This window comes from Streptomyces sp. NPDC003027 (assembly GCF_053591435.1).
This window is the reverse complement of the sequence record NZ_JBSFTU010000007.1, coordinates 146,267-157,917: the sequence shown is the minus strand read 5'-3', so window position 1 is coordinate 157,917 and position 11,651 is coordinate 146,267. Positions and strand designations below refer to the sequence as shown.

At 71.7% G+C, this 11,651-nt stretch carries 10 protein-coding genes and 1 pseudogene; 1 reads left to right on the top strand and 10 read right to left on the bottom strand.

The genetic code is table 11. The features are described 5' to 3' along the window. Positions 1 to 63: 63 nt before the first annotated feature. From ACWDX6_RS08385 to ACWDX6_RS08355, 7 genes and pseudogenes are all read right to left on the bottom strand, one after another. Positions 64 to 1,170, bottom strand: coding sequence for an aminotransferase class I/II-fold pyridoxal phosphate-dependent enzyme (locus tag ACWDX6_RS08385; protein ID WP_451484146.1), 1,107 nt, complete (start codon positions 1,168 to 1,170; stop codon positions 64 to 66). Next, entirely contained in the window at positions 1,167 to 2,075 is a 909-nt protein-coding gene (gene dapF / locus ACWDX6_RS08380; RefSeq protein WP_451484145.1) for a diaminopimelate epimerase, read from the bottom strand. Before dapF ends, ACWDX6_RS08385 begins: the two co-directional genes overlap by 4 nt. Before the next feature lie 73 nt (positions 2,076 to 2,148). Next, on the bottom strand, positions 2,149 to 2,835 hold the full coding sequence (locus ACWDX6_RS08375) for a 2OG-Fe dioxygenase family protein (RefSeq protein WP_451484144.1): 687 nt from the start codon (positions 2,833 to 2,835) through the stop codon (positions 2,149 to 2,151). Between the two features lie 35 nt (positions 2,836 to 2,870). Continuing rightward, positions 2,871 to 3,917 carry an iron-containing redox enzyme family protein gene (locus ACWDX6_RS08370; RefSeq protein ID WP_451484143.1) on the bottom strand — a complete coding sequence of 349 codons (1,047 nt, stop codon included), beginning with the start codon at positions 3,915 to 3,917 and terminating at the stop codon, positions 2,871 to 2,873. 195 nt (positions 3,918 to 4,112) lie between these two features. Next, entirely contained in the window at positions 4,113 to 4,841 is a 729-nt protein-coding gene (locus ACWDX6_RS08365) for a 4'-phosphopantetheinyl transferase family protein (RefSeq protein ID WP_451484142.1), read from the bottom strand. A gap of 40 nt (positions 4,842 to 4,881) precedes the next feature. Continuing rightward, on the bottom strand, positions 4,882 to 6,081 hold the full coding sequence (locus tag ACWDX6_RS08360; RefSeq protein WP_451484173.1) for a cysteine desulfurase-like protein: 1,200 nt from the start codon (positions 6,079 to 6,081) through the stop codon (positions 4,882 to 4,884). A gap of 149 nt (positions 6,082 to 6,230) precedes the next feature. After that, positions 6,231 to 6,311, bottom strand: a pseudogene (locus ACWDX6_RS08355) (RNA polymerase subunit sigma); the annotation flags it as partial. A 128-nt stretch (positions 6,312 to 6,439) separates the two neighbouring features. Here ACWDX6_RS08355 and ACWDX6_RS08350 point away from each other — a divergent pair. Next, a complete protein-coding gene (locus ACWDX6_RS08350) occupies positions 6,440 to 8,164 on the top strand; it encodes a sigma-70 family RNA polymerase sigma factor (RefSeq protein WP_451484141.1) in 1,725 nt (574 codons plus the stop codon). A 40-nt stretch (positions 8,165 to 8,204) separates the two neighbouring features. On the opposite strand, the gene ACWDX6_RS08345 is transcribed toward ACWDX6_RS08350, so the two are convergent. From ACWDX6_RS08345 to ACWDX6_RS08335, 3 genes are all read right to left on the bottom strand, one after another. Beyond that, positions 8,205 to 9,539: an ABC transporter substrate-binding protein gene (locus tag ACWDX6_RS08345; RefSeq protein ID WP_451484140.1), complete on the bottom strand. Its 1,335-nt coding sequence runs from the start codon at positions 9,537 to 9,539 to the stop codon at positions 8,205 to 8,207. Positions 9,540 to 9,616: 77 nt separating this feature from the next. Beyond that, complete coding sequence (locus ACWDX6_RS08340) at positions 9,617 to 10,606, bottom strand: carbohydrate ABC transporter permease (RefSeq protein ID WP_451484139.1); 990 nt, start codon at positions 10,604 to 10,606, stop codon at positions 9,617 to 9,619. A 3-nt stretch (positions 10,607 to 10,609) separates the two neighbouring features. Continuing rightward, positions 10,610 to 11,536, bottom strand: coding sequence for a carbohydrate ABC transporter permease (locus ACWDX6_RS08335; RefSeq protein ID WP_451484138.1), 927 nt, complete (start codon positions 11,534 to 11,536; stop codon positions 10,610 to 10,612). Between the last annotated feature and the right edge of the window lie 115 nt (positions 11,537 to 11,651).

Genomic DNA, 11,651 nt, shown 5'->3' with positions numbered 1-11,651 from the left:
CAGCCCCGGGAGAGGACCCGGGACGGCGGTCCCGGGGGACGAGCGGGACCGGCGGTCCCGCGATCAGCGGGAGGGGACGGTGCCGGCCGCCGGAGAAGAGGGCCTGAGCACCCGCTCGACGCGGGCCAGTCCCTCGGCCACCGCCTCGGGGGAGCGCGCGAAGCAGATCCGGAAGCCGTCACTGGCACCGAGCGTCTCGCCGGGCATGAGCAGCACGCCTCGGTCCAGCGCCCTGCGGCACATCGACAGCGGCTCCTCGCCGGTAATCAGCCAGAGCCAGGCGAACGGAGTGTCCTCGGGCTCCACCAGGGTCACCGCGTCCGCGTTGCGCCGGGCGAAGTCCCGGACCAGGGCGAGACCCTGGCGGGTGAGCTCGTGGTAGGAGCGCAGATGCCGCTCGCGGTGGGCCAGCACATCGCAGGCCAGCGTCTCGCACAGCACCGAGTTGGAGATGGTGGACAGGAACTTGCGCCGGGCACACCTGTCCACGACGTCCGGTGGGCCGTAGAGCCAGCCGACCCGCAGTCCCGGGAAGCCGTACACCTTGGAGAGGCTGGACACCGAGATTACCCGGTCGCTTTCGACGGCGGCGGAGCGCGAGAGGTCGAGCGCGTACTCCTCGTCGAGCAGCAGGTGCGCTCCCGTACGCGACGCCAGCGCCACCAGGCCGTGCAGGTCCTTCTCCGCGATGCGCCGACCGGTCGGATTGCACGGGCTGTTGGCGACGATCAGCCGCACGTCCGGCCCGGCCACCGCCTCGGCGGCCTCGACGTCGAAGCTGAGATCGGGGCGGAACCCGACGAGTTCGACCCGGCAGCCGAGCTCGGGGGGCACGTCCCAGGACTGCTGCCAGCCGGGCCGGAAGGCGATCACCCGGGACCCGGGGGTCAGCAGCGCCGCGTAGACGAGGTAGAGCGCCTGCTGGGCGCCCTGGGTGACGAGGACCGAGTCGGCCGCCCCGCCGTACAGGCCGGCGACCGCCTCGCGCAGGGCGCCGAGGCCCCGGTCGTGACCGTAGTCGAGCTCCAGGCCGGCCGGTACGTCCAGGGCGTCGAGGCGTCCGGGGACCATGTTGCTGTCGCCGAGGTCGATGTCGAAGCGGCCCACGGCGTCCTCGAACACCCACCGCTGGATGGGATAGTCGCGGGACCGCGGAGAGGAGAGGGTCACCGTACGCTCCCCGCCGACGCCATCCGGTCGAGCCGCGCGCGCAGGGCGGGCGCGAACGATCCGGCGGCCACCTGCTCCGCGTCGCCGGTCATGGTGACCCGGCCGTCCTGGGCGACGGCGATCTCCACACCGCCCCCGGGCATCCTCACCTCGACCCGGTCGTCGCACAGCCCGAGTTCACGGGCGGCGGACACCGCGGCACAGGCACCGGCGCCGGACGCCGTCACGTACCCGGCGCCGCGCTCGAACACCTCCAGCTCCATCACGGCCCGGTCCACCATCCGCGCGAACTGCACATTGGTGGCACGGGGGAACCGGACGTGCCGGGCTATCCTCGGGCCGAGCCGCCGGGCCAGCTGGGGGGACGGGGCGTCCACCAGCACCACGGTGTGCGGATTGCCGTTGTACACACAGGTGACGGTCAGCTCGTCGCCGTCCACGGACAGCGGTACGCGCACCGCCCGGCCGGTGTACGGGGACCCGTCCACGTGGAGCAGGGGCAGATCGGCGGCGTCGAAGCTGGGACGCCCCATCTCGACCTCCACCCGCCCCCGGCCCGCGTCGAGGACCCGTACCGCGGAGTCGCCCGCGGCCGTACGAAGGGTGAACCGCCGGCCTGCGGCCCAGGCGCCGGACTCCTGCTCGGCGAGGTGCAGCGCGAACATCCGCAGACCGTTGCCGCTCCTGCCGCAGTCGGACCCGTCGGAGTTGTACAGGTCGAGCATGACCGGCACACCCGGGCGGGGCGGCTCCAGCGGCCCGTGGAGGACTCCGTCCGCCCCGACGCCCCGGTGCCGGTCGCAGACCAGCCGGATCGCCTCGGGGGACACGGGGAAGTCGGTGTGACGGGGGTCGATCACCAAATAGTCGTTGCCTGCGGCCTGGTACTTGAAGAAGTCGATCACGGATGATCTCCCTTGGCTGGGGGCGCGGCGCCGCCCCGAGGCGGCGTGCCTCACCCCGGGGCGGCGCCCCGGTTCACTGCTCGGCGAGAGCGGCGGCGTCGTGGTCGTCGCCGTACCACTTCTCCGCCCACCGGGAGAACGCGACGATGACGATGTCCCGGTGGCCCGGGCCGCCGTCCGCGGAGAGCACGTCCGTGACGTCATGGGCGAGCGCTCGGTCGTCCAGCAGGACGGCCTGTCCCGCTTCCAGCGTGCCGGTCCAGAACGGCGCGTCGGCCCCGGGGTTCCACAGGCGGGTGGTGCCGCCCGCGACGTTGACCTTGTTGAGGACGGCGATCATCACGAACTCGTGCCCGTCGTGGTGCACCCCCTCCGGAGTCAGGGGCCCCGGCCTGCCGCCCTCGGCACGGGTCCTGTTCTGGTGCACGTTGATCTGCCAGTCCTCGGATCTGTCGAGACCGAGTTCACCGATGCCGAATCTGATCAGCGGCGTGAAGTCCACCTTGATCGGCTCGTAGACGCGGCGGATGCCGCCACCGACCGAGTTGAACTTCTTGTACGTCGTGTAGTCGCGGTGCGGGAGACGCTCGAACGACCACTCCTCGCCGCCCCGCGGGGTGAGGCGGTACTGCGAGAACCGCTTGAAGCGGGTGCCGTTGCCCATGTACTCGTCGACCGGGCAGTCCTCGTAACTGGGCACGATCTCGGGCGAGACATCAGGCAGGTCGATGATGGCGAACCGTTCGCTGCCGAGGGGCATGGTCTCTCCTTCAGAAGTGAGGGTCTCGTCGGACGTCAGGAGGCGACGGAGGGCATGCGCTCGTCGAGATAGGCGGCGGAGGAGTTGAGCCGCCACAGGATTCCGCGCGCGATGGCACGGCGCATCTGCGCCGATCCGGCGGCGGGCAGCACCACGTTGTGGAACCATCCCTGCGCGTGCTGGGAGTCGATGGTGATGTGCAGCCGGTGGTAGGTGATCCCCACCTCCGGCAGACCCAGACGCTCCCAGGCGTGCACGACCTGGACGAACCTGTCCGGTGCCATCCACTCCGTCATCCCCAGGAAGCCCACGGCCTCCGGGTACATGGAGCGGTGCCGGCACAGCATGACCGCGAGGTTGCCGTTGAGCAGCGAGGTGGCGGTGAGCGAGCGGTCGAGCTCGTCCTCCGAGATGTCGAAGACCTCGTAGATCTTGTTGAAGAGATGGGTGTGGACCTGGGCGTGATCGCCGTTGCCCATCTCGTCCCAGAAGTTGACGGCGATCTCCATCTTGGCCGCGCCGGCGGTCCCCACCTGCATCATGGCGAGCAGGTCGTCGAAGCGGCCGTCCACGACCGACTCCTGCATCACGTAGTTCCGCAGGTCGCTCTCGGTGGCCGTGTTGCGGATGAACTCGTGGTAGTAGGGGTGCTTGTACACCCGGTGGCCGCGGGCGGTGCTCTTGAGCCAGGACAGGTACTCCCGCGGCTCGGTGGGCGCCTCTTCGAGCAGCCCCGGCTCGATCAGCCGGTCCTGGGCGGCCGCGGTGGCGGTCTCCAGGAGCCGGGCTATCTCGTACACGACCACCGATCCCTCGGCGCTCTGCTGCCGCGGGATCTTCGTGTACAGCTGGTAGATGCGGTCGAGCAGATACTGCTGCGCGTACAGGGCGCCGCTGTCGCCCGCGGCCGCTGCGGCGTTGATGTCGGCCACCTCGCCCAGGACGCGACTGCGCTCGCTGCCCGACAGCGCGGAGTCGACCTTCTCGGGTGCGGAACCGAGGCATGCGCACACCCTGTCCACGGTGGACAGAAGTGGGTCACCGGATACGGTCAGACCCTTGGAGCCGCCGACTTCTGGCATGTGTTTCCCCTTGGATTCACTGGGTGTGAACGAAACCCTGGCCGGCCGTCCCCGGAATGCGGAGGAAGATCACAACTCCCGCCGGGAAGGCGGCCGTTGCCATTCTGCGGGGGGCTCACTGGACGGATGATGTACACCGTCTGTACGAGCGAGTGGGACGTGCCGCCGGGGCGGGGCACCACCGAGGAGAAGCCGTCAGGCGTCGTCCGGCAGGTGGGCCAGGGCCACGGCGGCGTGGTGGCCCTCAGGGGCGAGGACGTCGGACAGGGTCCATCCCGGGGGCGAGGCGGGGACGGGACCGGCACCGACGTAGTCGGCGGCCGGCTCGGCGGAGAGGCCGACGCCCGTGCCCTTGAGGTACGCCTCCTTGCGGGTCCACACCCGGGTGAAGGCCGACGGACGCCCGGCGTCCGGCAGGATCGCGAGTTCGGCCGCCTCCTGAGGATGCAGCACGTCGGCCACCTCGGCGATGGCCGCCGCGTCGGGGACCGGCTCCACGTCCACGCCCACCGGCGTGGTCGCGAAAGCGAGCAGACTCAGGCCCCCGCAGTGCGACAGCGAGAAGTGCAGGCCGCCTCCGCGCACCACCGGTCTGCCGTGCGGCTCGTCGCAGTGCGCGCACGGGGCACGCTCCACGACCACCTCACGGGCCGCCACACCCAGATACGCGCCCAGCAGCCGGCGCAGGGCGACATGGGCGCACGCGTACGCGTCCCGGTCGGCGGCCCGTACCAGCTGCGCGGCATGGGCGAGCTCTTGGTCGTCCAGGATGCCGGGGGCGTGCCGGGACGCGTACGCCCGGTACTCGGCGGTGTCCACCAGCCACAGCGCGGGAACGGCCGGGCGCGGTGCGGCGGGCGGGTCGAGGCGGGAGCCGGACAGCCGGCGGGGGACCAGCAGCCGTCCGGTGTCGGTCGCGGCCACGCGGGGGCGCCTCCGGTCGGGGTACTAGGGGGCCGCGCCGTCAGAGGAAGGCGGCGAGGCCGTCGAGGAACCTGTCCACGTCCTCCGCCGTGTTGTAGGGCGCCACGCCCACCCGCAGCGCGGGGCCCTCCCACTTCAGCGCGGCGAACGGCTCGTACGCGTAGAACTGTCCGGCCGGGGCCAGGACGCCGAGCCCGGCCAGGTGCACCTGCGCCTCGCGCACGTCGCGGCCCGCGAGGGTCATCAGCAGTGTCGGGGTGCGGTCACGGGCCTGGGAAAGCAGGGTGACGGCGTCGCCAAGGGCCCGCAGCCCCTCCTCCAGCCTGCCGCGCAGCGCCCGTTCGTGCTCGTGCACCGACTCCAGGGACCGCGCCAGCCGCTCCCTGCGCGAGGCGCCCGTCCCCGGGTCCAGCGCCGCCAGGAAGTCCACCGCGGCGGTGGCGCCCGCCAGGGTCTCGTAGGGGAGCGTGCCGAACTCGAAACGCTCCGGCACGGTGTCGGAGGAGGGCAGGAGCTTGTCCGGGCGGAGGGTCTCCAGGAACGCGGGCGCTCCGGCGAGCACCCCGCAGTGGGGGCCGAGGAACTTGTAGGGCGAGCACACGAACAGGTCCGCCCCGGTCGCCGGCACGTCCACGAGGTGGTGCGCCGCGTAGTGCACCCCGTCCACGTACACCAGCGCGCCGACCTCGTGGGCCAGGTCGGCGATCCGGCGGACGGGCGGCTTGGTGCCCAGCACGTTCGAGGCCGCCGTGACCGCGACCAGCCGCGTCCGGGGCGAGAGGACCCGCTCGTACGAGTCGAGGTCCAGCTCCGTCGTCCCCGGGTCGATCTCGATCCAGCGGACCCGCACCCCGGCCCGCTCGGCCGCCTGGATCCAGGGCCGTACGTTGGCATCGTGGTCGAGACGGCTGACGACGATCTCGTCGCCCGCGTTCCACCCCTTGGCCAGGTGGCGGGAGAAGTCGTACGTGAGCTGCGTGGCGCTGCGCCCGTGGACGATGCCGTTCGCGGGCACGTGGAGCAGGTCGGCGTAGGCGGCGCGGAAGTCCGCCACGGCGCGCTCGGCGTTGAGCTCGGAGGGGCTGACGGTCCCTCGGTTGGACAGCGGCCCGGTCAGCGTGGCGGCGATGGCGTCGGCGACGGGGCGGGGGGTCTGCGTGCCGCCCGGCCCGTCGAAGAAGGCGAGACCGTGATCGAGCGAGGGGAAGTGCGCCCGGAGGGCGGTGACGTCGATGGCCATGGCCTCGGCTTTCTGTCGCACGACTTGCCTGGGGGCGGGGTGCCCGGAACCGACCTAGACTCTGGCACCCGGCCCGCTTCACGTAAACACGGCCTCATCCGAAACTTCCGGCCGCCTTCCCGCCCTTCGTGCGATCCGGGCGCTGCCCGTCAGCGAGGCCGGCGGGCGCTGAGCCGGGCGGCCCGGCGCGTCAGGTGGTCGCGCTCGGCGAGGTCGGGCGCCTTCCGTGCGCGCCCTCCAGGGCCATTTTTTCTACGCCCGCGGAAACTTCGCCGTTTTCTGTTATCCAGGGGGCGCCCCGTGGTCTCCCAAGTGCTGGGCATCGACAACAGGCGGGACAGGCAGGGTGAATCAAGGCGTGGACACACAGAACGGTACCGAGCTGGTCAGGGCGGCGCAGGGCGGGGCCCGGTGGGCGCGGGATCAGCTCGTCGCCGCCTATCTTCCCCTGGTCTACAACATCGTGGGCCGGGCGCTGAACGGCCACCACGACGTCGACGACGTCGTGCAGGAGACGATGCTGCGCGCGCTCGACGGGCTCGGCGGCCTGCGCTCCCCGGAGAGCTTCCGGTCCTGGCTGGTGGCCATCGCCATGAACCGCGTCCGCAGCCACCAGCACACACAGCGGTCCGGGGCGCGCGCCCACGGACTCGACGACGCGGGTGACCTCGCCCATCCGGAAGCCGACTTCGTGGACCTGACGCTGGCCCGGCTGAACCTGTCCGGCCAGCGGCGCGAGACCGCCGAGGCGACCCGCTGGATGGAGCCGGACGACAGCGCCCTGCTGTCCCTGTGGTGGCTGGAGTGCGCCGGAGAGCTGACCCGGCACGAGGTGGCGGCCGCCCTCGGGCTGTCCACGGAGCACACCGCGGTGCGCGTGCGGCGGATGAAGGAGCAGCTGGAGGCCGCCCGCGTGGTCGTACGGGCCCTGTCGGAGAATCCGCTGTGCCCCACCCTCCGCTCGGGGCTCGGCATGTGGGACGGACGTCCCTCCGCCCTGTGGCGCAAGCGCATAGCCCGGCACGCACGCGACTGCGCGCACTGCGCGGGCCTGTGGAGCGGCCTCGTCCCGGCGGAGGGGCTGCTCGCCGGACTGCTGCTGGTACCCCCGGCGGCGCCGCTGCTCGCGAGCGTCCGCGAGAGCGCCGGCTTCGAGCCGGCGTCCGCGTCCGCGCCTTCTCCGATGCCGGGGTACGAGGGCGGCGGCACCGACGAGTTCGCGTCCGCGTCTTCCCCTACGCCGGGGTACGAGGGCGGAGGCTCCCACGGGCGGGGCGGGCCGGCGGGTCCCGGCGCGCCGTACACCGCCCGAGGCTCCGGTCGCTCCGCCGGGCCGGGCTCCCGGAGCGCCCGCCGCCGCCGGCAGCGGCGCGCCCGCCGCCGGGCCGTCGTGGCCGCGGGCATCGCGGTGGTGGCGGTCACCGGCGGATCCTTCGCCCTGATCACCGGTCCCGAGGGGGACGTGGAGCCCGCCGACACGACACGCGTGGCCGCTCCCGCGACAGCCCTGCCCACCCACCCGGCGCCGACCTCGGCCCCACCCTCCGCCACTCCCTCGCCGTCGGTGCCGGCCGGCCACGCCAAGAGCCCGTCCGCCACCGCGAGCCGCCCCCCGAAGCCCTCGCCGCCGAAGGCCCCCGCCACGCGCACCACGCCTGCCGCGCCCCGGCCGAAGTCCGCGAACACGACGGGGGAGCCCGCGTCCGACCCCACCGCTCAGCAGGTGATCGACCTGGCCAACGCGGAGCGCGCCGAGGCGGGTTGCGGCCCGCTGACCGCCAACCCCCTCCTCGCGGAGGCCGCTCGGCGTCATTCCGGGGACATGGCGGCGCGGGACTTCTTCGACCACACCAACCCGGACGGCGACGGCCCGGGCGAGCGCGTGACGGCCGCCGGATACCGGTGGGCGACGTACGGCGAGAACATCGCGAAGGGGCAGCGCACCCCGGCGCAGGTGATGGAGGACTGGATGAACAGCCCCGGGCACCGGGCGAACATCCTGAACTGCTCCTTCGAGGAGATCGGGATCGGCCTCCATGACGGCGGCGGCCCGTACTGGACCCAGGTCTTCGGCGCACGCTGAGCCGGGGAGCCGCCGCCGCACGGCAACACCGCGGGCGCGGCTACTTGTTGACGTCGAAGCCCTGGTCGGTGCCGTACCTGACGCTGGCCCGCTGCCAGTCCTCCAGGCCCTTGGAGAGGGGAGTCGAGGAGACGTACGCCTTGCCCACGGTGTCGTTGAAGACGGAGTTCGCGTACACCTGGTACGGCAGGTACGACCAGCCGGTGCCGACCGTGGCGGCCGACTCGGCGAAGATCCTGTTGGCCTGCTGGCCGCCGAAGTACGGGAACGCGGTCTCGAGGAACTTCTTCGACTCCAGGTCCGCGGTGGTGGCCGGGAAGGCGCCCTCGGCGACCCGGGCCGAGGCGCCGGCGCCGGTCGTCGCGTACTCGATGAAGGCGTAGGCCAGTTCCTTGTTCTCGGCGGCCTTCGGCACGGCGAGGGAGCTGCCGCCGTTCTCGGCGCTCGTCCGGGCGCCCGCGCTCCACTGCGGAAGGGGTGCCACGCGCCAGTCACCGGACGCCGAGGCGACGCCCGAGGTGAAGTTGGCGGGCATCCACGCGCCTATCGCCAGCGTGGCGATACTGCCGTCGGCCAGCCCCTTGTACCACTCGTCGCTCCAGGAGGTGATCGGCGCGACCAGGTCCTCGTCGAGCAGCTTCTGCCACGTGTCGGTGTACGCCTTGGTGCCGGCGTCCCCGAAGTCGATGGACACATCGGTGCCGGACGTCTTGTAGGGGCGGCCCCCGGCCTGCCAGATGAGACTGGTGGTGGCTCCCGCGTCGCCCGTGTCGTTGGTGATGAAGATCTTGGGGTCGGCCTTGTGCAGGGCGCGTGCCGCCTCCACGTACGCGTCCCATGTGGCGGGGACCGCGATGCCGTGCCTGTCGAAGACCTTCTTGTTGTAGAAGAGGGCCATGGGGCCCGAGTCCATGGGCAGGGCGTAGACGGACCGGTCGTACGTCACCGCGTCCCACGGGCCGGGGCTGAACGTCTTGTCGAACGCGGCCGCGCCGTACCCCGAGAGATCCTCCACCGACTTGGCGATGGCGAACTGGCCCAGGGCGTAGTACTCCACCTGCGCCACGTCGGGGGCGCCCGAGCCGGCGGCGATGGCGTTCTGCAGCGCCGTGTACTGCTTGTCGCCGGTGCCGGCGTTGACCAGCTCGACGTCGACCTGGGGGTACTTCTTCTCGAAGTCGGCGGCCGCCTTCTTCAGCGTGGGTTCCCAGGCCCACACCGTCACCTTGCCGCCCTTCTCCAGCGCGGCCTTCACGTCCTTCGGACCACCGGCGCCGTCGGCAGGGCCGGACGAGCCGCAGGCGGTCGCGCCGAGGACCATCGCACAGGCCGTGGCGACGGCACCGAGAAGCCGGCGGGTGCTGTTCGTTCTCATGGGTGGTGCTCCTGGTTCGGTGTGCGGGCGGGAGGGACGGGCACGTGCGGATCCGGCGCCGGGGCCACAGGACGCGGTTACTCCTTGACGCCGCCGGCGGCCAGGCCGGACTGCCAGAACCGCTGGAGCAGCAGGAAGATCGCGACGATCGGCGCGATCGTGAGCAGCGAGCCCATGATGATGAGGTCGAAGACGGCCTCGCCGCCCGCTGTCTGCGCCTGGGCGTTCCAGGCGTCGAGTCCGAGCGTGAGCGGGTACCAGTCGGGGTCCTTGATCATGATCAGCGGCAGGAAGTAGTTGTTCCACGTCGCGACCATGGAGAAGAGCAGCACGGTCACGGTGCCCGGCATCAGCAGGGGCAGCGCGATGCGGACGAAGGTGCGCAGCTCGCCGGACCCGTCGATGCGGGCCGCTTCGAGCAGTTCGGCCGGCACGGCCTCCCGGGTGAACACCCACATCAGGTACAGGCCGAAGGGGGAGATGAGGGACGGGATGATGACGGCCCACGGCGTGTTGGTGAGTCCCATGTTGCTGAACATCAGGAAGGTGGGGACCGCCAGGGCCGTGCCCGGTACGGCGACCGCTCCGATGACGACGGCGAACACGGCACGGCGCCCGGGGAAGTCGTACGTGGCGAGCGCGTAGCCGCCGAGGACGGAGAGGACGGTGGCGCCTCCGGCGCCCGCGGTGACGTACAGCAGGGTGTTGAGCAGCCAGCGTACGAACACGCCGTCGTCGTACGTCAGCGTGCGGGTGAGGTTGCTCCAGAGGTCGAAGTCCTCGGCGAACCACAGGCCGAAGGAGTCGAGCAGTCCCTCTTGGTCCTTCGTGGAGTTGATGACCAGCCAGAGGAGGGGGAGCAGGGTGTAGACGAGGACCAGCCCGGTCAGGAGCGTCAGCGGAACGCTGCGCCGGGGGTCGAGCGGCGTGTGCGGGCGCCGTCGCCGGCCGACCGGTCGGCCGGCGCCACGGGAGGACGTACGGGACGGGGCGCGGCTGGTCCCGGCCGTGGCGGGGGCGGGATTTTCCGCGGCGTTCGCCCGGGCGCCGTCGAGGTCGGTGGTCATGGCTCAGCCCTTCCGCATGCCGCGCAGCTGGACGGTGTAGGCGATGACCGCGGTGATGACACCCATCACGATCGCCACGGTCGCCGCGTAGTTGTGCTGCCGGCCGGAGAAGGACAGCGAGTAGGTGTACAGGTTGGGGGTGAAGTCGCTGGTGATCGCGTTCGGAGCCAGCTTCTGCAGGATGCTCGGCTCGTTGAAGAGCTGGAAGCTCCCGATGATCGAGAAGATGGTCGCGATGACCAGCGCGCCGCGGATGGCCGGCAGCTTGACCGAGGCCACGATTCGCCACTCCCCGGCGCCGTCGATCGCGGCCGCCTCGTAGAGCGAGCGAGGGACGACCTTGAGCGCCGCGTAGAAGATCAGCATGTTGTAGCCGACGAACTCCCAGGTCACGATGTTGCCGATGGAGGCCAGTACGAGCGCGGGGGAGAGCGGGTCGGGCAGCGAGACGCCGAACGCGTCGTTGACGTTGCCGACCAGGCCGAACCGGGTGCCGTAGATGAACCCCCACATGAGGCCGGCGACCACAGCGGGCACGGCGTACGGCAGGAAGACCGCGATACGGAAGAAGCCCTTGCCGTACAGCCGGCCGCTGTCGATCGCGAGCGCCACCAGCAGGGCGATGCCCAGCATGACCGGCACCTGCACCGCGAGGAAGAGGCCGACCCTGGCCAGCCCCTCCCAGAACCGCGGATCGGTCAGCGCCTGGCCGTAGTTGTCCAGGCCCACGAAGGACGTCCCGCCGATGAGGCGGTCGCGGAAGAGGCTGAGGTAGAGCGCGTATCCGATCGGCGCCAGGAAGACGAGCGCGAAGACCGCGACGAACGGGCCGGCGAAGCCCCACCCGGCGAGCGCGTGCGTACCGGGGCGGAACCGCGCGCGTCGACGGGGTGGTGATACCGCCTTCGTGGACGTCGGCAGGAGCGTCATGGTGGGTCCTCGTGTCGGTGACCGACCGGCCCGGGCGGGGAGGGAGAAGGCCCTCGGGGCCGGAAAGGGCCGGATCGGGAGCTGCCCCGATGAGAAATGTTTACGTAATCATCGG

Coding starts and splice junctions, on each gene's coding strand:
- ACWDX6_RS08335 (WP_451484138.1), bottom strand. CDS start 11,536: ATGACGCTCCTGCCGACGTCCACGAAGGCGGTATCACCACCCCGTCGA.
- ACWDX6_RS08345 (WP_451484140.1), bottom strand. CDS start 9,539: ATGAGAACGAACAGCACCCGCCGGCTTCTCGGTGCCGTCGCCACGGCC.
- ACWDX6_RS08360 (WP_451484173.1), bottom strand. CDS start 6,081: ATGGCCATCGACGTCACCGCCCTCCGGGCGCACTTCCCCTCGCTCGAT.
- ACWDX6_RS08375 (WP_451484144.1), bottom strand. CDS start 2,835: ATGCCCCTCGGCAGCGAACGGTTCGCCATCATCGACCTGCCTGATGTC.
- ACWDX6_RS08370 (WP_451484143.1), bottom strand. CDS start 3,917: ATGCCAGAAGTCGGCGGCTCCAAGGGTCTGACCGTATCCGGTGACCCA.
- ACWDX6_RS08340 (WP_451484139.1), bottom strand. CDS start 10,606: ATGACCACCGACCTCGACGGCGCCCGGGCGAACGCCGCGGAAAATCCC.